Origin of the sequence: Pseudomonas sp. Marseille-Q5115, from assembly GCF_916618905.1 — a bacterium.
GTDB lineage: Bacteria > Pseudomonadota > Gammaproteobacteria > Pseudomonadales > Pseudomonadaceae > Aquipseudomonas > Aquipseudomonas japonica_A.
This window is the reverse complement of sequence record NZ_CAKAKI010000003.1, coordinates 68,331-91,144: the sequence shown is the minus strand read 5'-3', so window position 1 is coordinate 91,144 and position 22,814 is coordinate 68,331. Positions and strand designations below refer to the sequence as shown.

Here is a 22,814-nt window from a genome sequence, read left to right as displayed (position 1 = left end):
AGCACCGTTCAACCGAACCTGAAGCAGTCTATGATCGCCGCTGACTGTGCGCCGGCGCTGCGCCACGCTGAAGAGTCAACACATTGAGACAGCCATGAACGACCTGACCTAAGAAGAAATGCGCCGTGCCCTGTTTGGCGCCGCAGAGGCGCCTACGCCTACGCACGTGGTCATCGTGCCGCCTGCGGCCGCGGCGAAGAAACGGAAGGTGGAGAAGGCATTTATGCCTCAGCTCAGTAATACAAGCATGTGTATCGAGCGAACTGCCTATCAGCTACAACATTATATAGCGCAAAATAGATTTAGGGGCGGTCAACCCGCCCCATTCATCATTTATTCAGCACGGATTACTTAACCAACTCCATAAGCTTGTCGAAGCTGTTCACCACGTCGTACTTCACATTTTCAGGCGCAAACTTTTTGTTAATCTCGTCGAAGAACCTGCGAGCGCAGTCGATCTTGGTCTGCTCAATGGGCGTGAGATGCATCGATGACATGGAACCCTTGGTCTCTGCCACGAAGTATACGTGTTTGATAGCCCCTTCCTTGAAGGAGATAGCCCAATCCGGATTATAATCTCCTACAGGGGTCGGAATCAGGAAGCCACGAGGCAGCTTGGCATAGACGACCACATCTGTGCTGGTATCCAGCTCCTTCACGAAATCGCGCTCAATATTGGAATCGGTCAGCACGTAGTCGTAGATGTGGCGCTGGAGCTTGTCCCCGGCCTTGCTGAAATCCTGCTTGGTCTGCCCTGACGTGAAGATGTCCAGGTCAAACTGATCGGCTACGGGGTCGTAGGCGAGGTGCTCGATCATCACCGTTGCCTTCTGCTCATTGATCAACCGAACCGCTTCGGCGATGAAGCTCTCGGGGTTGGTCTTGAACTGGGCAAACACGGCCACATTGATGCCGCGCAGGATGTCTGCCACGGTACGCCGCGTGAGCTGCGTACCTTCGGCCAGTTTTCCAATCAAGTCGTACTTCACCGCTGAATGGATGGAGTGAGTGTTTTGCTCTGTCTCTGTCGCCTTCAGCACGAAGGCGTCGCCGTTCTTGACGCCGTCATAAGTGACCTGTGCAGATTGCTCACCACTTTGAATGGTGTACTGCAATGGCGTCACGCGCAGATGCTCATCCAGGGCTCTGACTGCCTTGGCGACAAGCTCCTCGGAATCGAACTGCACGCTGTAGGCTGCCTTGCGATTAATTCTGGCCCAAAGCTCCTTGAATTCCTGTTTTTCGAAGTTGGCGTTGGGCTCCAGCTTTTTCGCCTTGCGGCCATCCTCAGGCTGGATGATCTGGCTTTCGCTGAACACGCCGTCGATCAGCTGGAAAACCTGCTCGGCGTGCGGCAGCAGTTCGTCCGGCAACGCTTCCAGCGTGCCGTCCTTCTTGGACTGATGGTACTTCTCTGTGATGTTGCGCTTCTTATCAACGTAACCATTCGCGATCAGGTAGAACTCGATGTCCGTGGCTTGATCGTCGGAAACCGTGATCGGGCCTTCCGTGGTGTTGAGTATCTTGCCGGTGAAGTAAGCCTTGTCGGCCACACGCGGACGAGCCGACAGGGATTCGCTGATGTCCTTCTGCAGGGCGGCAACGAAATCCTTGTAGCTCTCACTCGCCACAACGGTCAGCACGTTGATGTCGTGAACGATGGATGAGTGATCCATCCGGTCGCCGTGCTGGTTCACCGAGAGACGCAAGCCACGGCCCACTTCCTGACGGCGTGAAATCGTGTTGTCGCTGTGTTTGAGGGCACAGATGACAAACACGTTCGGGTTGTCCCAGCCTTCACGCAGGGCCGAATGCGAGAAGATGAAACGCACGGGCTCGCTCAGGGATAACAGACGCTCCTTGTCCTTCAGGATCAAGTCATAGGCGTCAGCATCATTCGACAGACCGGCGTTTTCGCCCCGTTTCTCTACATCAGGGTCAGCCAATCTTTTGGTTTTCTTGTCGATTGAGAAATAGCCGCTGTGGGTCTTCGAGACTGCGATGCCCTTGAGGTGCTTGATGTAGGGCGCTTCGTCCAGATCCAGCTCTTCGTTCAGGTAGAGCTGGTATTCCTCTTCGAACACGCGGGCGTACTCGCCCTTCTCGTCGGGAGCGCTGTAGTCGCGATACTTGGCGACTTCATCGATGAAGAACAGCGTTAGCACCTTGATGCCCCGCTGGAAGAGCTCCCGCTCCTTGTCGAAATGTGCCTTGATTGCTTCCCTAATCTGGATGCGGCGCAGCGCGGCTTCGTTAACATCGCCGTCTACTTCGCCCACCTGCAGCTCAACGCCATTAGTAAAGCTCAGGGTGTCAATGATGGCGTTGATGTCAGACACCACATAGCCACGGTACTGGTCCAGTTCGTTCGATAATACAAAGAGGTTGTCGCCCTTGGAAAGCTTGCGTACCACTCGCTTGATCTGGCCACTGGCAAGCTTCTGCTCGAACTCCACACGTGCCTCAGGCGGCTTCCTGGTGGAAACATCTATGCCTTGAAGGTAGAGGTAAGCATTGGTGCCGTCCAAGCCCTTGACCGAGATGCCGCGTACAGCAATCTTCTTGACCAGCTTCTGATTGTAGGCGTCCAGCGCGTCAAGGCGGTGAATCTTGTTGTGTGTGGTCTTGTGGGTGGCGGAGTAGCGCAACACCATCAATGGCTTGAAATTAATCAGCGAGTCCAACGTCTTGCCGCCTTCCATCTTCTGGGGTTCGTCCAGAATGAGGATGGGGCGATTGGCGCTAATCACATCGATTGGCTTGCGTGACTGGAAGTCGTCCAAGGCTTCGTAAATGCGGCGGTTATCCTTGCCGGTCGCATTGAAGGCCTGCACATTGATCACCATCACATTGATGCCCGCGTCGGAGGAAAAACTCTCCAGATGATGCAGCGCCTTGGAGCTGTAGATAAAGAAGCGGGCCTTCTTCTGGTACGTCTCCAGGAAGTGATCTGCCGTGATTTCCAGCGACTTCGCCACCCCTTCACGGATGGCGATGCTGGGCACGACAATGATGAACTTGCTCCAGCCGTACTGCTTGTTCAGCTCGAAGATCGTCTTGATGTAGCAGTAGGTCTTGCCCGTGCCGGTTTCCATCTCGATGTCGAGATTGAGCTTGCTGACCTTGGTCTTGGCCAGCTCGGTAGATACCGGCAGGTTCTGCAAGCGCTGCACCTGCTGGATGTTGTCCAGCAAGGTAGACTCGAGCAAGGTTACGTCGGCGTTGCGGAAAGCAGCCTCTTGGTCAGCTACCGTTTCAGTGTTGAGATCGAGAGCAGATTGAGGGTTCGTCGTTGCCGCCTTTTTCATGCCAGTGTCCAGGCGATAGCGAACCCCGCCATGCTGCGGAATTTGACCCTTAAAGCAATTCACCACTGCGTGAACGGCAGCGGTTTGGTAGGAGTGCGTCTTGAATTTCAGTTTCATCGCCTATCCCTTAGATGCATTTCACTTCGGTAGAAGGCGAGAGCGACTTGAAAATTTGTTCGACGTTGATCTTAACGGCACTGTCCCTAAAGCCCGCATCGCGGAAAACCACGCGCAGAGGCTGATGCTTGGCAAGTTCCTTGACGAAGCCTTCATCGATGCCGCCATGGGCATCAAAGCAGGCGACTAGCACATCACCATCGACGAAAAGGACTTCCTTTCCGTAAATGGTTTTTTTGGCAATGGGCAAAGCCAAGTCAATCCCCCAGTCCAGCATCACTTGGAACAGCAGGTCTTCCGCCGAGCGATCCGATTTTATGTTGTCTACCAGAAAGTCTATTTGCCCTTTATCAAAATCGTCGGGCGCATAGAATACAGCTGCCATGTTTGACGCGCCAACCTTTAATACACGGAACCCAATGTCTATTGACTGGTCTTCAGATAATACCCCTTGGGAAAACTGCTTTCCCGCCTTTCGAATTCGATCCTTTCCAATATCCGAAATATTCATGTAGCCCGCTTTATAAGCCTCTGACGACTCATCGCATTTTTCTGGGAGCTGAACCATAATGAATCGCCGATGGCCGCCATCTTGAGCGTTAAGCGACAAAACAGCGTGAGCGGTAGTGGAAGATCCCGCGAAGAAATCAAGAACCAAGTCGTCTTGGTGTGTCGATATTTTTAGACAATGCTCTATCAGCCCTACGGGTTTCGGTGTATCAAAAACTTTTCCGTTAAATAAATCCTTGATCGTCAAGCTCGCCTTCTTATTCCCCTCTAAACCTTGCCAGAGATTAGATGGTTGCTTGAGACGTCCTTCAAGATAAAACTTTTGGTATGGTTTCCACCCATCGGCGCCTTTTTTCCATTCAATTCGGTTTTGTTTAAGCAGGTCTTTATAAGTATCCTCGCCGCATCGCCACCGGCTTTCGTATCCTGTAGGACCCATGGGAAAGACTAACGAACCATCTGGAGCTTCAACACCATAATACATGGTAGGGCGATCCTCTCGCCTATCCTCACCACCTGTTTTTCTCAGCGTCCTAGTAAGATATTTTCCAAAATTATCCTGCTGATCATAAATTTTTTCATCTTGTCCGGAAAATGGGGTACCAAGGAGTTTTCCGCTAGAAGATTTTGAATAGACAAGAATGTAGTCAATTTCGTTAACTAAAATATTGTAACCTTGGCCACTTGGGGTACCTGTTGGCCTCGACACAATTCCTTTGCAGTTATCTGACCCAAATACTTCATCGCAAAGCGCTTTAAGATTTGAAACTTCATTTTCGTCGATGCTGATAAAGATAATCCCCTCTTCGGAGAGGAGATTCCTTGCAAGCTTCAGTCTTGGAAAAATCATTGAAAGCCAGTCGGAATGGAATCTTCCATTTGCAACGGTATTGGCTACCAGTCTATTTCCTTGCTCATCTTTTTGGCTTGAACGCAACAAGAAGCTTTCCACACCCTCGGAAAAGTTATCCGCATAAATAAAATCATTTCCAGTGTTATATGGCGGATCGATATAGATCATCTTAATCTTGCCGAGATAGTTCTCCTGCAACAGCTTAAGCGCGTCAAGGTTATCACCTTCGATGAACAAATTTTTGGTGGTATCGAAGTCCAGGCTTTCTTCGCGGCAAGGGCGCAGCGTTTTGGCAATTGGCGTATTGGCCGTCAGCAGCGCCTCGCGCTTGCCCGGCCAATTCAGGTGGTAGCGTTCCTGCGGCCCTTCAACGACTGATCCTGATAACTCTTGGCGCAGTTGATCAAAATCCACGGCCAACTTCACGTATCCGTCCTCGGCTTTAGCCTCGGTCACACAGCCGGGGAACAGCTCACGAATGCGAGCTATGTTGTCTTGCGTCAGATCGGTAGAATGCATTTTCAGTTTGTCCATATTCCTCTGGCCATCGACTTCAGTGGCTCAGTTCCTCAAGTTCGTTGTTCAGTTGACGCAAAATGGCGTTGATTTCCACTTTGCGATTGAATTGCTTTTCCTTCGCCAGCTTGGCGCGGACCTTATCAATTTCGCGCTGCTTGGTCGTCACACCCTCCAGACGCTTCACTAAGGCAGCAAAGCTTTCCTGGGCACGTGGAGCTAATGGAATCAGCCGCTGCAGCAGGGTCTCGTAGAGCCCTGCCAAGTCCAGGACCATCGGCAGGTCACTGCGCTCACTATTGGCCGGTTTCCATGCGGTCGAAAAGTAATCGCTGACCACCCATTTGCTGGCATCCGCTTCACTGGGGCGCTTGTGAGCAGCGATGACCTTGATCTTGCCCTCGTGTTCCAACTCGAACAGGATGGGGAAGTGCACGGCCCCATCAATGCACTTTAATACATCGACGGACAGCTCTAGCGTCTTCAGCGCGATGCGGAAAACTTGCACTTCCGGTACGCCCGGCTTCGGGGGCAGATTGATGGTTTCCGGTGCGAGCTTGTACTGCCAGACGATCTGCTCGACCTGCTCCACGAACAAGTCTTTCAAGCGCGTGTTGGCCCCGCTGTGTTCGTAAATCTTGTTCTTGGGCAGCACACGCCCGAACGCGGCCTGCTTGGGGTAGTTGATCAGGGCCGAGTGCTTGGCCGAAGTCGCGGCGCCGCTCATCCAGCCTCCTGGATCACAAGGAAGGTGATGAGTTCGAAATCATCCAGGCCATTGATGGTGTTGGTCAGTGCCGTAGTTTTGCCCCCGCTGAACAGGCTGTCCAGATCTCTTTCTTCCTTCACCTCGATCATGGAGCGGATAGTCTTGCTCAGGAGCTCGGAGTAGAGCCACATGTTCCTGCCGTCGTTCGTCTCCTTATTGAAGGCTTGGCAAGCCATGGAAATTGGCTGGGGGCGGCCCTTGCAGCCACTGCGCACGAGATCCAGAAGGCGCTTGACCTCGGTGTGATCGTTGATCACCTGGCCGTCGCGCCCGATGTAGATGAGGTAGTACGGGTGCAGCCGGTTGTGCTGGTTGACGTTCAACGCCGGGTTACGGTTGCGCAACGTAAAGATCACACCTGGCTCCAGGCCCAAGCTGGGATTGGCGGGAACTACGGCATGCATTCCATTAGGCGCATGGCTGGGCTCGCCATGTATCTTCACATAATTGAGCAAGTCCATACGGAAGTCGTTGAGCCCCAGATCGGTAATCGACACGCCGGTTTTCAGGTCTTCCAGCTCGATCACTTCTTCCTGCAAGCGGCGCAACTGTTCCTTGCGGTAGGTGACATCGTTAGCCTGCGCAGAAAGCACGTTGTCGTCGCCTGTGGCCGTCACGTCGGCGATCATCATCCGGCTCTCAACTCGCTCTTTCAGGTTAATGTACTCGTCAAGCGAGATGTCGGGCCAGTAGTTCACCAATTGGATGCTGGTGTTGGCCGAGCCAATGCGGTCAACACGCCCAAAACGCTGGATGATACGCACCGGGTTCCAGTGGATGTCGTAATTGATCAGGTAATCGCAATCCTGAAGGTTCTGGCCCTCGGATATGCAGTCCGTGCCGATCAATAGATCGATCTCTGCTGGCTCCTGTGGAAGCACTTGAGCCTTCGACTTGGAGCGCGGCGAAAACAAGGTCAGCAGCTCCTGGAAGTCGTAGCTTTTCTTGAGCGTAGATTTGGGCGAGCCGGTCCCCGTGACCTTGGCACTGTGGAGTTGCTGCTGAGCCAGCAGCTCCGGCGCAAGGTTGGCGTAGAGGTAATCCGCGGTATCTGCGAAAGCCGAGAAGATGATGATTTTCTTATTGCCGGGGTTTATCGGGTTGGCGATCTTTTCCAGCACAAGTTCCTTGAGGTGCTGCAGCTTGGCGTCGTCCTCGGGGGTGATCTTGTTCATTGAGGCCAGCAGGGCATCGATGATCTCCAGATCAACGGTCAGGTCATGCTCCCAGGAGGGCAAGTCCATGTCAGCTAAACTGATCTTAACCTTGCCGCCGACCTCGCCGCCGTTCAGCATCGACAGATCGTCGTCTTCTGCGTCCAGATTTTCCAATACGTCGGTGAGGTCAGCCACCTCGGAGGAACCAGTGGCGACACCACCGCCTTCGTTGAAGCTTCGGGTGGTCGCCAGCGTGTTGGCGTGGTTGCCACGCAGCGACTGCAACGTGAGCCGGAACGATTCGATGGAGCTTTCCAAGCGCTTGAGCAGGTTCGTGGTCATCAGAGCCTGTAAGCCCTTCTCGCGACCGTATAGGCTGAGGTTTTCCTTCTTGTCACCCGATTGCGCGTTGTACAGGTCGATGTACTTCTTGACCCGGCTTTGAAGGATGTAGCCTGCTGGGGTGTACACGCACAATTTGAGCAGGGACAGTTGCTCGAAAATCTCGTTGAAGTCCAATACGTCCGAGCGCTGGGTCAGCGGGCAATGGAAGGAAAGCGGCTTGCGACGCTCCGGGAATTGGCCGATGTCCTTCGTGTCGTAGAAGGTCTGGATATGCTTGCGGGAGCGAGCGATGGTCACACTGTCCAGTAGCTCGAAGAAATCAAAATCCAGCGAATCCAGGATAGCGCGAGCAGTGCGCTCCTCTGGCGGCAGCTTCGACCATACGGTGAAGGCAGCCTGTGCGCTCCGGAAAGTTTCTTCCACGCTCTTGGTGATCTTGAGCTTCTTGCTGAGATTTTCGGAATCACCTTCGTAGGCCAAAGCCAGCTGGTTGCGCAGATCGGCAAAGCGGTTGTTGACCGGGGTGGCTGAGAGCATCAGCACTTTGGTCTTCACGCCTTCCCTGATGACCTTGTTCATCAGCTTCTGGTAGCGCGTTTCCTTGTCCTTGTTGGCATCGTTGTTGCGAAAATTGTGCGATTCGTCGATGACTACGAGGTCGAAACCACCCCAGTTCACATTGTTTAAAGGTAGACCGAACGACTCACCTCGGGTGCGCCCCAAATCTGTATGGCACAAAACACGGTAACTGAGGCGATCTGCCGCGAAGATATTGGTTTTGAGCGGGCTGTTATAGGTCAACCAGTTACCGGCTAGCTTCTTAGGACACAGCACTAGCACCGACTTGTTCCGCAGTTCGTAATACTTGATTACTGCCAACGCAGTGAAGGTCTTGCCCAAGCCAACGCTGTCGGCCAGGATGCAGCCGCTGTAGGTCTCCAGCTTGTTGATGATGCCGGTCGCGGCATCCTTCTGATAGTTGAAGAGCTTCTGCCAGACCAGCGTGTCTTGGTAGCCGATACGATCATTGGGGAGTACGTCCTCGTCAATATTGTCCAAGAAATCGCTGAAGATATTGTATAGCATCAGGAAGTAGGCGCTTTCGGGGGAGTTTTCTTGGTAGACCGAGGCGATGTGCTCGCAGATTTGCTGCGTCACATCTTCCAATTTCTCCGGGTCGTTCCAGATCTGATCGAACAAGCTGAGGTAGGTAGCAGCAAAGGTCGGCTCATTCATCTTGTTGACGAGGTTCGACACGGCATTGCCTTGCTGGTAGCCAAGGTCAACTGCTGTGAAGCCATGCAACGGCATGTAAGCAGTATCAGCCGTGTCGCCAGCGCGAGACTGCACGCAGGCGAACTGCTGCATAGGGGCCTGAGTCCGGTTGCTCTTGAAACGGGCCTTGAGCCGCATCCAGTCTGCACACTCCTTGGCAATTGCGCGCTGGGTCAGCTTGTTGCGCAGCTGGATTTCAAACTCGCTACCGTACAGGCTACGTTCGCGATCCACCTTTGGAATATGGAACTCCCGACGCTCCTTGCGGATTTTGTCGGTGACTTCGTTGGCAACGAAGGTCGGTGACGTGAAGATGAAGTTCAGTTCTTCGATATTCTCCATCTCCGCCTTCAGAGCCTCGAAGGCATACATCGAAAAGCAGGACGCAGCGATCTTCAATCGCGCTCCGGGCCTGAGCGTCTGCTTTAGGTCGTCGCCAAGGAGGCGACTGATATTATCAATGAGTTCCATCGCTTCCCTTCTTCACTCCGTCCGCCGGCTGCGCATCAGCTGTGAAGCCATTCTTCTGCGCGTAGTTCAGGATCAGAACCTCCATCATTGAGGCGATGGAGCGGTGCTCTTTTTCGGCAGCCATCCGCAACAGCTGCTTGATATCTGCCGTCGTGCGGATGGACAAAGTTTCGTCCTTTGGGCGTTTCATGAGGCAGTCCTGGATTTTGTCCTGCAAATGTACTGCGCTTTGCCATGAATTAATAGCACAAACTCTCGTCCACGAGGCCGAAAAACTGCCTTAAAGGAAAGTGAGGCGAAAGATTGCCTCGGTCTTTGGTCGCGCTGTGTCTGCTAGGCAAAAGCGCATCCAGCACGCTTCACTATCGTCTGCTACGCCTTGAGTATGGGGGAACAGGGAGTATGCCTTTCTAGAAAAAGGTGGCAATGTTGGGGAAACAAGTCCGCGGAGCCTTCATCCGATGTGAAGACACCTTTGAGGAACCCGGTGCTATTTCTGTAGCGATGGCGGGCATAACGCTACGGACGGCCCCGGGAGAGGGCTGTACTCCACCGCAGCCCAGTGCCGTGCTGGGCGGGCTTAAATTAGCCTTGCAAAATGCGCCAGTCGAAGCCGTCATAAGGCTCCCAAACCTCGCCGCGCTCAAAGTGCAGATACACCCGCCATTCATCCACATTGACCTGGACCTCGCCACCGATGCAGGCGTGATTTCCCAGCTTCGAGCGAAGCAAACGTTCCAATTGCTGCAGGAACGCTTCTGGCAGCTTGGAGCTTCCGGCCACATAGCAGGAAGACCCATTGGGGAAAAGAGTGCATGGCTGAACGCTTGACCAGAGCGTCGCTGCTGGCTGATCCGGATGCGCAACCGCCCAGTCCAATGCAAACTGGCGAAGCAGCTCATGCCAGTTTCCATCACCGTATTCACCTTCAATGCCCCACATGTCAATGGCGAGGAACAGCGTTGGCTTCTTCGAGCGCTTTCGAGTGGGAGAGAACGATTCGTCCATTAGGAATTCTTCTGGTTGCTAAGGTGGCGGGGAGATGATGTTGATCACAGGGTGGAATAGACTGCATTCCTCACTAAGTTCGCTGGCTTATCGGCTGATAGAGCGCGAGCTTTAGCGCGGTGGTTGAGACGCTTTCACGACGCCGCAGCGTAGACCTGGCACTCTCCAGGCTGTGCTGGAATCGACTCCTGACGTTCAGGTGAAGGTTGCCCGCGAGCTGGCCTACCTTGATGTACCGATCGGCTTCCCCACGCCTCGTTTGTTCATCGTCCTCGAGAACAAGATTTGGGCTGCGGACCGAGGCAAGCGGGTAAGAGGGCTATCGGGATAGCCTTTGAAACCGCTGATTGCCACCGCTTCAATTTTTGGCCAGCATCTGGACCTCTGCCGCCATATGGGACACAGGTGGTCTTCGCCGCTGCGAACACACAAGATAGAATGATGAATCACTGTGAAGGGGCGAATGATGTCAAAGCTGGGTGAATACCGTGAGCTCGAGCGCAAGCTGGCGGAACAAAGGTCATTGCTTGCATGGCTACAGGACAAGCCGGAACTGCAAAAGGAGCTCGAATTCGAACAGCAGTTGCGCTCGCTGCTGGGCGAATATGGCAAAAGTCTTCGTGATGTTAGAGCCTTGCTTGACCCCCAGTCGGCGCAGCCTGCGTCCGCAGTACCTGCAAAACGCACACGCAAGGCCCGGGTTGTGAAGCGCTACAGGAACCCGCTGACAGGGGAAATCGTGGAAAGCAAAGGCGGGAACCACAAGCTTCTGGGGGCCTGGAAGGCCCGATTTGGTGCAGAAGAAGTTGAAAGCTGGGTTCAACAGTAAGCAGGGTGAGAGCCTCGACGTCTGCACTGCTAACTAGATGGCCGTCTGGCGGCCATTACAGCTTTGAAAACATTGCCTGATTTGCCTATTCATCTCATGTCATGAATCATTGCTTTTCGTACGGATGATTTGGTCGATGCTCGTCCACCCCTCCAAACGCCAGAGCTGGACGACAGTGGGGGCCACAACGGCTTGAAGGGCCTTGGCAAGCTCGATGGCTTCCAGCTCATGCTGTTCCCACCACTCATCGCTGGCGCTTCCGCTGTCATCATATGGCCGCTCGTTGAGGTTGAAATCCTCCTGCCAGGCGGCAAGGCGCTTTAGCAGCGGAAATGGCAATTCGACGTAGTCATAGGGCACCATCCCACCCCGGGTCCACAAGGCGCTTGAAAAATAGTCATTGTCGAGATTCAGTACCTCGAGCTGATGGGTATACGCTGCCCGTTCCGCCCCGGCAGCAGCGACACGAGCAACTGCGCCGGACTTTTCGAGGTATGGTTCCGGATTCATCAGCCTGCTACGGTCAATGTTTATATAAGCGGCATCAATGCCTAGCTCGAGTGCCAGCTGCAGCAGATCTTCTGCCCCCTGTGACAGTTTCAGATCGAAACTTTCGCGAGCGGACGGCTTATCTGCAATCACATACAGCTCATCGGCGTGCAGCAGAATTTCCAGGGGGCTTTCCTTCAACGTGTCCTCATCCAGATAATGCCCACCCTGGTACCGGCAATAGCGCCTCGCCTGCTTTATCCAGCCCTTGGTAAAGAATTCCCTGGGTGCAACCACCCACACACATGCGTTGATTTTCTCTGCCATTATCGACTCGGCTACCGCGCGTGCCGGAAAAGTGGAAAACTGCAGGACGACATTCCTTTGCTGGTCCGGTGGCAGGTATTCGAAGCGGCAGGGTAGCGCTTCGAGCTGGCCGAAAGGTTCGCCGTGAAACAGCTCCGGGTTGTAGCTGGCGGGGTCAACAAGCGCCTCCTTGAGTACCTCTACGGTATCCGCCCCGCTGATCTTCAGCAGGTAGCTCACGAAGGCGGAAGCCGGCCTGAACGTGCAGCACCAGTGCAGGATCAGGAAGCGATGCCCAACATCGCCACTGGCTTCGCAGTCGAAGTCCGTGAAGTGGTAAACCGATACCCCCAGCGTCTTTTCCAGTTCCTGCACTACAGGGCGCATGGACTTACGCCACTGCTGGAACGGGTTATCGCCACGTTTCCAATCGTTCCGGCAGTCGATATCCGTCCAGAGTGCTCCAGGCACATACTCGATCATGGTCCAGGCAGAGGGCAGGGCAGGCAGGCTTTCCAAGGACCATGGTTCTTCCCAGTTGTCCGGGCCGCGAAACATTGGCACTGAAGCCGCGACCTGCGCTGCTTGTTCGATGTAGTCAAGTATTTCGGCCGCCACCGGGCGCTGTTCGAAAGCCAGTTCACGGTTGTCTGCAATGCCAGGCTTCGGGGCCGCTCCCTCGTGTTTCCAGGGGCTCTGCTCCTCACGAAGCCATAGCAGGAAATCTGCCACCGACAGACATTCAGGAGACTCCGGTTCGAGACTGTCCAAGAAGTTGACCCAGCATTCATCCGCTATCTCCTTGCGCATCCTGACCACCATCTCCTTCGCATGCGGTCGGGCGAGCTCATGCGGGCGACCGTGGCCACGTAACAATTTTTCCAGCGTTTCGAGAGGATCAATGTAGGGGATACGCCGCCCGGCTGTGGGCTCGATAAGGACAATGCTCTCCTGCCACGCCTGATCCTCAGGCGTGCCGATAATCCCTTTGATGTATGCCATCTTGTTCGGCTCAAGTGCCGAAACGGGTAATGCCCTGATCAATGCAGCCATATCAACCATGCTCCGACTCCTTGGCGTTCCGTATGCTAAGAATCAATCAGCTCAGCGGATAATCGACGAGAATGGCTTCATCGAAAGATCCCCCGTATCCACAGAAATCGCGTGGGACACGTTCAATGTCTGCCGCCATTCGTTCAATGACGTTGCGCAGCTCCAGTTGCTGGTACCAGCGCTGCGGGATGGCTCGTACCCCGTATTGCAGCCCCAGTAAATGCCCGGCGATCAGGCCGGTACTGTCACTGTCGCCGCCATGGTTCACTGCCCGGACAATGCCTTCTTCCAGATTTTCGGCTGTGAGCGCACACCAGATGCCAATGGCAAGCGCCTCCTCGGCGACCCACCCACCGCCGAGCTCGGCGATGGTATCCGGGGTCGGCAGGTAGCCTTCCGAATGGAAAAAGAGCACCCGGTCGATCAGTGTCCGTACCTCTTCCAGACCGGGCAGGCTGCCGTAAGCGATCAGGCTTTCAGTGATAGCACTCTCAAGGGTCTGTTCCTCGTCAACCATGCGCTGCAGGATGTCGGCGAACAGCCCGGCGGTGAGGTATCCGCCGGGGTGACCATGAGTGAGCTGACCTGACATGGCCGCGAACTCAAAGGCATTCCCAAAGAATGCACAGGCGGCCACCCGCATGACAGCCCCGCAGCCCTTGCTATGGTTTTGCGCCGACTGCCCCAGGCGCCGGCTTGCCCTGAGCGCGCTGATGCAGGTAGCACCAGGCGCGCGGCGGGCCCAGAGTGCAGGTTCCCTGACCAGCCAGCCGTCCATGGGCACTGCCAGTTCACCGGGGCAATCCTGGGTGTTCAGCCAACGGAGGAGCGATTGGTGGATGACACTGGGCACATGGGTATGTCGGAGACTGCTGCCCTGGACGTAAGCCCTCAACAGCCCTTCGGCAGTGAACAGCATCATCTGGGTATCGTCAGTGATGGTGCCAAGCCCCCCATAGGCCGGTGCAAAGTCCCGAATCCCCTCCGGGCCATGAATGGCCCTGATTGCAGCCCACTCAAGGAACTCCACAGGAGCCCCAAGCGCATCGCCAGCCGCACCGCCCAGCAGGCAACCCCTGATACGGTCCAGGCGGGATAAGGTCCCGGCGCCCGCTATGCCTGTCCCGCAAACGGCCATGATGGTGTCCATGTGATATTCTCCTTACGAGCAAGGCCGCACGATATGTATCCTTGATGGACACGTCCATAATGTGGAATTGTACAGGTAAGGTATTCGCACAGATGGAGAGGCAATGAAGCGCAAACAGTCCATCGCACAGGTCCGCTGGGACCTGGCGTTGCGTTATCGATTGATCGAGACCGTGGTCTGGTGGGAAGGCAGGCTCACCACTGGGCACCTGATGCAGAGCTTCGGCATCAGCCGTCAGCAAGCGTCCAAGGACATCAACACCTATATGGCCGAGCATGCGCCCAAAAACCTTACATATGACAAGCAGGTGAAGGGGTACGTACCGAGCAGGCATTTCAAGCCGCTGTTCATCGACGACAGTGCCAGTGCCTATTTGCACCTGCTCTATCACAACAATGAACGCGCTCCGCACATCGAAGGCTTGGCACTTGCCTACGCACATACCAAGGTGCTCGAAGTCCCCGACCGATCGGTGAAGGCCGAAATCCTGCGCCCCTTGCTCAAGGCCTGCCGGGAAGGGTTGCGTCTGGAAACCGAATACGTGTCGCTCGCCCGGCCGGATCCCGAGGTTCGGCTGATCGCGCCTCACACGCTCGTGTACACCGGCATGCGCTGGCACGTGAGGGCCTATTGCGAGCGCAACCGCGCATACCGCGACTTTGTGCTCAGCCGATTGCGCGGGGTACCCGAGTTGCTGGGGAAATCCGACAACGGCATCGCGGATGACGAGGTCTGGAACACCGAGGCTCCTGTCATCATTCGCCCGGATGAACGACTTGCCCCTGCCCAGAAAAGCATCATCGAAACCGACTATGGAATGGTCGACGGCCAGCTGGTGATTCCCAGCCGGCAGGCCTTGGTGAAATACGTACTGCAACGCTATCAGATAGACCCCAAGAACCTCGACCCCAAGCCAGAAGCCCAGCAGATTGTGGTAAGCAATCTCAAGGAGCTGAAGCCATGGCTGTATGACTGAGAATTTGGGGTAGATACCTTCCGCTATCTGGACAGCAGCGATAGCGTTCATGGTGCCGCCGACTTTATTACGGACTTCGACGTAACCGAGAACAAGATCGACGTGGCGGCCCTCGGCTATACGGGCCTGGGCGATGGCACCAACGGTACCTTGAAGCTGGTCTACGACACAGACTTGCACCGCACCTATCTCAAGGACTACGACCTGAATGCCGAGGGGCAGCGCTTCGAAATCGCCCTAGAAGGCGGCTATACAAGGACATTCTCCGCAGATAACCTGGTTGTTTCGAGCACCGTTTCAACCGCTGAACACGTCTCCGATACGCCTGTTGAATTAGTAGGTGTTGCGCCTAGTGATATCCACGCTGCTTAAGTGAGAAGCCGCTTTAGGTAGTCGTCAGTAGTCCTTGCCTACTGCCGGCTACCGTTCCAAGGGTGGCGTTAGCGAACGGCCGCTACGGATCGGTTGCGGTCCCCCCATCCACGGGCGGCACTCGACCCATGGCAGCCATTCAGTGCCACTCCCTTAAGCAGTGCATGCATTGCCGTGCGCGCCAGGTTCTCAGCTGCCCACCGCAGAATGGACAGAAAGCCACTTTTTGCTCGCATCGGGGCCTCATTCGGTGATCGAAATACTCCCATACAATTTTTGGATCAATATTTTCCCGACGTACTATCTCATCGACTACTTCTTGATCACCCGCTTCATAGAAGCTCCCGATGGTTGATAGCGTCTCAATTGAAGGGCAATAAGCCGTTATCAAATTGCCGCACCGATCACAGATGCGGTGTGCTGGCTGGGGCACCATAAGGTCAGTCCTCGCGTAAGCTCAGAACGGTAGTCTGAACGAGCGTCGCTGCAAACAGGGAATAGACTTGATCTGTGTTTCCTTAAGCCTCTGCTTTGGGACCAACTCTTTGGAAAACGCAATTTCTATTTTTCGCGAAGGACCGCTATGGGTCGATTCTGTTGAAAAAGTCGGAATTTCAGACTGGAAGACTTCGAGGTTGGTCGTCTCTTCAGAACCTATTCACCACGCTGGGTGGCTTTTCGGTTCTGCATTGACCGTTGCAGCTTGGTTAATGGGTTAATTTGAGGTTTTTTGCTTACTCCGGGCGCACCTATCCCGTCGTTGGCGGCCTTTGAGAGGTAAGTTTGGCCAGTCTCCTCAGATTCTGTACTGCTGCTGCCATCGTGAATTCATCGTTCGCACCGCTCATGCCGCGTAGTCGCAATCGATCCAGTCTCAGGATTCGCTTGAGGTGAGCGAACAACATTTCGACTTTCTTGCGCTCATGGCGAGAGCACACGTATTGAGGTGTTGTGGCGATCCGCCGAGCAACATCTCGCGCCGCTTCATGGACACTACGGGCGATTTTTCGGAACGAAGTGTTCGGGCAGCAGCGCTCTTTCATCAAGCATTTAGCGCAATCGGTTTGCCGTGATCGAAAGATGATGGTGTCGGCTTTTGTGACATGTGAGCGCTGGTTCTTGAAGGCACGCCACTCACTGCGCAGGGCGTGTCCGGTGGGGCAGCGATATTCCTGCGTCCCTTCATTCCATTGAAAATCGCGGATAGAGAGGCTGTCGTTCTTGCGTTCGGTTTTGTCCCAAACCGGCACATGTGGCTCAATATCTTTTTCCTCCACCATCCAGGCCAACATCGGTGCGGTTCCATAAGCGGTATCGCCGATCAGTCGATCCGGCTTGATATCGAACTGCTCTTCGACTCGCTCAATCATGGTCTTGGTGCTCTCGACCTCGGCTGTTCGATGAGCCGGCGTGGGCTCTACGTCCATGATCACGCCATGTTCGACATCAATCAGATAGTTGGTCGAGTAAGCGAAGAACGCCGGGCCTCCTGGCGCTGCTGTCCAACGAGCGAGGGGATCGGTCAGCGACAGGCGTTTGGGAAGTGTTTCAGCCAGAGCCTCTTCATCCAGCGCTTCAAGGTACTCACGGACGGCACGAGTACTTAACGACGGATCGCTCCAGTTGACCTCTCCATCACCAGGCACTCCACGCTGGCGACTGGCATCCGCCTTAATGACGCTGGCGTCCACGGCAAACCCTTCGCCCTTGACCAGACCTGCGTCCATGCAGCGGCGCAGCACCTCGTTAAATAGCCAGCGAAACAGCGAGCTGTCGCGGAAACGACCGTGCCGATTTTTGGAAAACGTAGAGTGGTTGGGGACTTCGTCTTCGAGACTCAAGCGGCAAAACCAGCGATACGCCAAGTTCAAATGAGCCTCTTCGCACAACCTGCGCTCGGAGCGAATACCGTAGCAGTAGCCCACGACCAGCAGGCGAATCATCAGCTCAGGATCAATCGAAGGACGCCCAATCGGGCTGTAGAAATCGGCGAGGTATCGGCGCAGGTCGCTCAGATCGAGACATCGATCAATGCTGCGCAGGAGGTGATTTGCTGGGATGTGATCTTCAATGTTGAACGAGTAAAACAGCCGTTCCTGTCCACTCGACAATTGTCCCATCATGCTGCGAATCCTCCCGCCGGCCGATGTCCATATTTTGCCGCAGACCAGGCAGGAGATCTACTTTTTCAACAGAATCGGTCGATAGCAGCCCGCCGCCGGCAGCAACCGACCCATAGTTGTGCGTACTACCTGTTCCTACGAATCAGGGGTTCTCGTTCTTCCGGCGCGCCAGCTCGGTATCAACAGCGCCAAGGCTGCGTTTGAGCAAAAGCCGGTACTCAGCCAGGCTCAATGCACCACGGGCGCGGATTTTTTCCAGCACTGTCGGGAACAACTTGAAATCTTCTGCCAGGTCAGGAAATTCGGACAGTGGACGCAGCTTGTGCTTGTCGTACACCTTCCACGCGAAGGCCGTGATCAGGATAAGAAGCGCCAAGCCTCCTATTTCTACTGGTGTCATGTGCAGCTCCGTTAAGGCGTAACAATCATCTGACCATTCTGCCGACGAATCGCCAAGCGATTATCGTTCAGGCGCTGAAGCGACCAGTATTCCTGGAAGGGTTGGCCCGTGGCCGGAATGACGGTAACGCGGGTGTTCTGTTCCGAGACCTTCACCGATTTGCACGGCTTGGATTCACCAGGGCGGCAGTCCATGCCATAGACCTGCGCTTTGGCACCGTTGGCCAGCACCACAACTCGGCCAGGCTCCAGGTAGTCGCCGCTTGCAGTCTTCGAGCCCAGCCCAAGCCAGCCGCCAACGGTGCCCACGGCATTGATGGTCTGGTTCACCGTGTTGTTCTGCTGGTAGGTGGCGCCCGGAATCTGCAGCTGTGCGGCCATGGCGGTGCTGCCCAGGAACAGCCCGCAGGTGAGGATCGTCAGTTTCAGCATTGTAATTCCCTCTGCCGGCTTACAGCGCGGCATTGTCATTGTCATTGCTCGGGCCTTTTTAAGCCGGCCTCAAGCTCTTGTAAGCCGCAGTAAGCTGCGCGCTGATGCCATCCTTGAATTGCGGAGGCATGATACGGAAAGCTTTATGGCACTGGGCCGTAGTCTTCGTCCCGCGCCATGCGGACTAGAAATTCATGGCAGGCCTGCAGAGTCGGGGCGCTGCAAGAAAGCACGCCGTCGACGCCATAGGGATTGGTCATCCAGGTCCAGCCGTCCTCGTAGACCAGGGAGTGGTGATTGACCCTGACCCGCTCATGGGCAAGCAGCCGTGATAACAGACCGGCAGGGGAGGGGAGGGCCAACCCCTCCCAGTCACCAGCAACAAGGCATGACTCAATGCGCTCGGCATCCAGGCATTGCTGTTCTTGCTCCCGAAGCTCCAGTGCCTTTTCCGCGGCCGCCCAATCCTCATAGGCGTGCTCCATTGCAAGCTCGGAGCGAACCAGCTCTTGCGCCTGTTGATAGGCGTCCACCAGGTCTGGGTTTTCGAGAAAGAGCGGTGGTATACGCCCGGCATAATGAGCCTTGGCGCCACCTTCGATGCGAGCCAGCTCCTCCATGTACCAATAGGCCACGCGCCGCGCCGCACGCTGTTTGCGCAGGTGCCGCCGGCGTCGGTAATAACCGGCCGGCCGGAACAGCAGCGCACAAATGAGGAGGGCAAATGCGGCGAGGAGTAACAGCCTAAAATCCATGGCACGACTCCCGTCCTAGTAACTGGAACGGTAGTCGGTGCCCTGATCCCAGCGCGATTGCCAATGCCCCAGATAGTCATTGGCAATCTCGGGAACATCCCAGGCAACCAGAGCATTCTCGCTGTTCGCCTTGGCCGCCGAAGCGGTGTAGTTGAAGCTCCCGGTTTCGACGGTGCGGCTGTCAATCACGATCACCTTGTCATGCTGAATCTTGTAGCGGTCATCGGTGCGCAGCTGGACGCCCGCATTGACCACCAGGTTCATCGCAGCACGGGAGGCCTTGCCCCTGTTTCCGTGGTCGTCAATCACCATCTTTACGTCAATGCCCGAACGCGCCGCAGTGGCCAGGGCCCGGGCGATCGCAGGGGAGGTGAACGAATAACCCATCATGCGGATGTCGTGCTTGGCCGAGCCAATGACCTTGAGTACCAAGGCTTCAGCCGAACCTTCTGGGGAGAACCCTACCTGCAATGATGAAGCCGATGCCGGTCCAGCCAGGCAGGCCAGCAGCAAGGCGCTGGCAAGGGACTTACGCAGCATAGAGTGCTTTCCTCTTGGCCAATGGGTCATAAAGAATCTCAACCACGTCGCGCTTTTCCATGTACACGACGCAATCCAATGCTGACCTCACCTTGCGCATGATCAGGCCGTAATCCAGGCCTTGCCCTGTGGGAGAAGACTTCACCAAATCTGCAACACGATCAAACGTTTCCAAGGCGCTGTCGGAGTGAGTGGAGAAGATTCCGCCGGGATTACCCGTATTGGCCGAGGTGAGGTATTCCCAGGCCGCATCGTCGCGAAGCTCGGTCAGGAATACCCGGTCGGGGGTCAGACGCATGCATGCCTTGAGGCATTCACTGGCACTTACCCGACCGCCATCACTGCCATAGAGCATGTAGCCCACTTCGAGCAGGTGATGGTTCGTTACCTCATGGCTGTCCTCGAGCAGAATTACACGCTCATAGGCCGGCACTGCGGATAGCAGCGAACGCGTAAGGAGGGTCTTACCGCTGCCGGTCGCACCTGCCACAGCTATGTTCAGCTTGTTCAGTACCGCCTTTTCAAGAAACTCATCAATGTCCCCGCGATCGAGCAGCTGCAGCAGCTCGTTTTCCCACGGGCGCAGCTCGAAGTGATCCGAGAACTTGCGGATCTGGACACGGCTAAACCGACCTTCCTGAGCCAGGGTGCGCAGGGACTTGTTGATCTGCAGATGCTTACGGATGGCAATCAGCACCGTGCCGCCTACTACGGCGGGGTTCCAGCAGAAGGTACCGCGCGAACCATCCGGCAGCACGAGGTAGTTGATGGGCTTCCAGGGCAGCCTGTTCAACGAGAGCAGGTGTTCACACAGCCCCTTCAAATAGGTCTCGGTGAGGTTGGGATCATCCTCGATGCGTCGACCGTTGACGGTATCGCACACCACTTGGCCAAATTTGTTGATCCGGATCTCGAACACATCATCGGCATCAAGGTAAGGCGTAAGATGAGCCATATTGTGGCGAGTCACTTCCAGTTCACGACTGGTAAAGCCGTTCTCGTTTACGCGTTCCATGCGACCTCCTAGCGGCTCATTTCGAGGCTATAAACATCGCTGAAATCAACATCACGAGCGACGTAGATCGAGACGCCTTCGCCTTGGTTGACGGTGAGGGTAGGGGGGATATCAATCGAGTTGCGCAGGGCTTCGCGAGCAAGGGAGTCGCCGCTGTTCTCGGTGTTGCCCAGGCTCACGCTGGTGTTGCCATCACCGCTGTTGGCCGAATTTGCTGCGAGCTGGGTCAGCGTATCGCCCATGTCGGAAAGAATGGAAACAAAGATCGCGCCCTTGAAGCGTTCCCAGAAATGATCGTCCACCTGTCCTGGAATACCGGAAGCTCCAAGTCTACTGGTGCCTGGGCTGGCTAGGTCAGCTATGACCTGATCCTTGTTGCGCACGCGTGTCCAAAGTGCAAACACTGCGGCCTGCCCTTGGCTGATACCGCCTGAGACCTCGCCGTCTACATGGGCGCCCTTGTTGATGAGCTTGACCTTCCCATCAGCCGAGTACACGTCGCGGCTGACCTGGCAGCTGACCATGCCCGGTACCGTGGTATCGAGCTGTGTCTTCGTGCCGCAGGAAATCATGGTGCCCCTGGAGATGGTCAGGCTCGGATTGGCCAACCGCCCAGCCTTGGAACCGCTGATCTTTGCGGGCTTGAGGGCGCTGGCGAGCTTGCTGCTACCCTCGGAAGTCGCCAGATCCTGCCCCCGACGCTGATTCTCAGGTTCACTTGGCGAGCTGTCCGAGGTACCGCCGGCTTCTTTCCCCAGCCGCCGGGCCATGGCCTTTTGCTCAGGGGTCAGTTCTGGCTTGCCCTTCGAGCCCGCCGGCGCCGGACGCTCGGCCGCAACAGGTCGTTGGGGCAACGTATTTACAACAGGCGAAGGCTCAGCGGCCTTGCCGGCATCCGGGGAATTCTGGCTGAACTCTCGCGGTGGTAGGGCATTGCCAATCTCGGACTGCTTGGGTTTGGCCTCCTCGGTCTCGGGTTTCTGAGTCGCCAGCTTCGCTGAAACCAGCGTCCAGGCCAGGAGACCAAGCAGGATGCAGAGCATGGCCACAATGAAAACGCGAAGGCCAGGAATCGACTTTTTGCCGCCACCGGCAAATTTCCCGCGTTCGTCAAATTCGGTATCCAGGCTGTCGATGTCTACGGGTTCGCGCGCCATCAGTTGTCCTCCTTGGCAGGCTTGAGCACCCGCTTCACTTCAGGTGTAACCGTATTGCTTGGGTTAGCGCCAAGGGAGGGGTTGTAGTTACCGTTCACGACACCGACCACCTTGTCGCCCATGCGGACCTTCCACATCTTGGCCGTCTGCGGCACGACCAGGATGTTGCTGTTCTCTCCCATGGGCGTAACGTTCGCCACTGACTCTTTCCCATCTGACCCGACTACAAAGATGGTCGGCAACTCGGCGTTGGCAGGGAATTCGAAGCTGGTGGAGCGGTAGTTGTCCCATACCCACGTGGGCCGAATGTACTCAGTGCCGGGTTCGTCAGACATCTGGTAGTCAATGTTGCGTGGACCGGTCGTATCAGCCTTGTTCAGCGCTTCCTGCACGCGCCGCTCCTCGAGCTTGCGGTTGGCAAGGGCCATATCTTCGAAGGGGTACTTGTAGATCAGGCCTACCGTGGCCTGCTTGGCCTGCCAGGGGGTCTTTATGAATTCCTGCTTGACCGTGCCGTCAGGCTGCTTTTTTTCCGCATACGAAATGCAGTGCAGCACCAGGTAATAGGTGCGCTTGTTGCTGATGATGGTCAGGTTCGTATCGCTCAACTCAGCGACCGGCCGGACGAAGATATTGTTTTCATTCGACGTGAGCACCCACCCGCCAGATTCACCGAATACGTGGGTAACGTAGGTCTCATCGGGCGCCATCTGGATATGGGTACTGACGCCGGCGACCGCATCGAGCTCCACTACATCGAGCGGGTTGTAGACGACAGACTTGATGCGGAAATCGTAGGGTGAATTGGTTTTTTCGTTCAGTGCAAACGCACCGCTCGAGGCGAGGGCAATGGACAGCGCCAGGCCGGCAACAATTGACCTTTTCATCG

Annotated in this window: 18 protein-coding genes and 1 pseudogene; 3 read left to right on the top strand and 16 right to left on the bottom strand. The window is 55.6% G+C overall.

Annotation, left to right across the window (positions count from 1 at the left end):
- Nucleotides 1–347 precede the first annotated feature (347 nt).
- From LG385_RS24940 to LG385_RS24915, 6 genes are all read right to left on the bottom strand, one after another.
- Nucleotides 348–3,425: a type III restriction-modification system endonuclease gene (locus tag LG385_RS24940; protein ID WP_225776504.1), complete on the bottom strand. Its 3,078-nt coding sequence runs from the start codon at nt 3,423–3,425 to the stop codon at nt 348–350.
- Between the two features lie 10 nt (nt 3,426–3,435).
- Entirely contained in the window at nt 3,436–5,322 is a 1,887-nt protein-coding gene (locus tag LG385_RS24935; protein WP_225776503.1) for a site-specific DNA-methyltransferase, read from the bottom strand.
- A gap of 19 nt (nt 5,323–5,341) precedes the next feature.
- Nucleotides 5,342–6,031 carry a DUF4391 domain-containing protein gene (locus LG385_RS24930; RefSeq protein WP_225776502.1) on the bottom strand — a complete coding sequence of 230 codons (690 nt, stop codon included), beginning with the start codon at nt 6,029–6,031 and terminating at the stop codon, nt 5,342–5,344.
- On the bottom strand, nt 6,028–9,321 hold the full coding sequence (locus tag LG385_RS24925) for a helicase-related protein (RefSeq protein WP_225776501.1): 3,294 nt from the start codon (nt 9,319–9,321) through the stop codon (nt 6,028–6,030). The genes LG385_RS24930 and LG385_RS24925 overlap by 4 nt, the downstream gene beginning before the upstream one ends.
- Nucleotides 9,308–9,511 (bottom strand): hypothetical protein, encoded by a 204-nt coding sequence (locus LG385_RS24920; RefSeq protein ID WP_225776500.1) that lies wholly within the window; start codon nt 9,509–9,511, stop codon nt 9,308–9,310. The genes LG385_RS24925 and LG385_RS24920 overlap by 14 nt, the downstream gene beginning before the upstream one ends.
- A 395-nt stretch (nt 9,512–9,906) precedes the next feature.
- Nucleotides 9,907–10,329, bottom strand: a complete 423-nt coding sequence (locus LG385_RS24915; protein WP_225776499.1) for a hypothetical protein — start codon at nt 10,327–10,329, stop codon at nt 9,907–9,909.
- A gap of 466 nt (nt 10,330–10,795) precedes the next feature.
- Between LG385_RS24915 and LG385_RS24910 the strand changes: the two genes are divergently transcribed.
- Complete coding sequence (locus LG385_RS24910) at nt 10,796–11,158, top strand: histone-like nucleoid-structuring protein, MvaT/MvaU family (RefSeq protein ID WP_225776511.1); 363 nt, start codon at nt 10,796–10,798, stop codon at nt 11,156–11,158.
- Between the two features lie 99 nt (nt 11,159–11,257).
- Here LG385_RS24910 and LG385_RS24905 read toward each other — a convergent pair whose 3' ends face one another.
- Nucleotides 11,258–13,015, bottom strand: a complete 1,758-nt coding sequence (locus LG385_RS24905) for a hypothetical protein (RefSeq protein ID WP_225776498.1) — start codon at nt 13,013–13,015, stop codon at nt 11,258–11,260.
- Nucleotides 13,016–13,052: 37 nt separating this feature from the next.
- Nucleotides 13,053–14,156, bottom strand: coding sequence for an ADP-ribosylglycohydrolase family protein (locus LG385_RS24900; RefSeq protein WP_225776497.1), 1,104 nt, complete (start codon nt 14,154–14,156; stop codon nt 13,053–13,055).
- A gap of 103 nt (nt 14,157–14,259) precedes the next feature.
- On the opposite strand from LG385_RS24900, the gene LG385_RS24895 reads away from it, so the two are divergent.
- Together LG385_RS24895 and LG385_RS24890 are read left to right on the top strand one after the other, a co-directional pair.
- On the top strand, nt 14,260–15,132 hold the full coding sequence (locus LG385_RS24895) for a WYL domain-containing protein (protein WP_225776496.1): 873 nt from the start codon (nt 14,260–14,262) through the stop codon (nt 15,130–15,132).
- Between the two features lie 18 nt (nt 15,133–15,150).
- Nucleotides 15,151–15,504, top strand: a pseudogene (locus LG385_RS24890) (calcium-binding protein); the annotation flags it as partial.
- 749 nt (nt 15,505–16,253) lie between these two features.
- On the opposite strand, the gene LG385_RS24885 reads toward LG385_RS24890, so the two are convergent.
- The 8 genes from LG385_RS24885 to LG385_RS24850 all read right to left on the bottom strand — a co-directional run bounded on the left by LG385_RS24885 (nt 16,254) and on the right by LG385_RS24850 (nt 22,812).
- The gene (locus tag LG385_RS24885) at nt 16,254–17,627 is read right to left on the bottom strand and encodes a transposase (protein WP_225774689.1); all 1,374 of its coding nucleotides are present in this window, start codon (nt 17,625–17,627) and stop codon (nt 16,254–16,256) included.
- A 142-nt stretch (nt 17,628–17,769) separates the two neighbouring features.
- A complete protein-coding gene (locus LG385_RS24880; RefSeq protein WP_225776494.1) occupies nt 17,770–18,027 on the bottom strand; it encodes a hypothetical protein in 258 nt (85 codons plus the stop codon).
- A gap of 11 nt (nt 18,028–18,038) precedes the next feature.
- On the bottom strand, nt 18,039–18,458 hold the full coding sequence (locus LG385_RS24875) for a hypothetical protein (RefSeq protein ID WP_225776493.1): 420 nt from the start codon (nt 18,456–18,458) through the stop codon (nt 18,039–18,041).
- Nucleotides 18,459–18,601: 143 nt separating this feature from the next.
- Nucleotides 18,602–19,213, bottom strand: coding sequence for a hypothetical protein (locus LG385_RS24870; protein WP_225776492.1), 612 nt, complete (start codon nt 19,211–19,213; stop codon nt 18,602–18,604).
- A 15-nt stretch (nt 19,214–19,228) separates the two neighbouring features.
- The gene (locus tag LG385_RS24865) at nt 19,229–19,753 is read right to left on the bottom strand and encodes a phospholipase D family protein (protein WP_225776491.1); all 525 of its coding nucleotides are present in this window, start codon (nt 19,751–19,753) and stop codon (nt 19,229–19,231) included.
- Complete coding sequence (locus LG385_RS24860) at nt 19,743–20,768, bottom strand: ATPase, T2SS/T4P/T4SS family (protein ID WP_225776490.1); 1,026 nt, start codon at nt 20,766–20,768, stop codon at nt 19,743–19,745. Before LG385_RS24860 ends, LG385_RS24865 begins: the two co-directional genes overlap by 11 nt.
- Before the next feature lie 8 nt (nt 20,769–20,776).
- Nucleotides 20,777–21,925: a type IV secretion system protein VirB10 gene (gene virB10 / locus LG385_RS24855; protein WP_225776489.1), complete on the bottom strand. Its 1,149-nt coding sequence runs from the start codon at nt 21,923–21,925 to the stop codon at nt 20,777–20,779.
- Nucleotides 21,925–22,812, bottom strand: a complete 888-nt coding sequence (locus tag LG385_RS24850) for a TrbG/VirB9 family P-type conjugative transfer protein (protein ID WP_225776488.1) — start codon at nt 22,810–22,812, stop codon at nt 21,925–21,927. The genes virB10 and LG385_RS24850 overlap by 1 nt, the downstream gene beginning before the upstream one ends.
- Between the last annotated feature and the right edge of the window lie 2 nt (nt 22,813–22,814).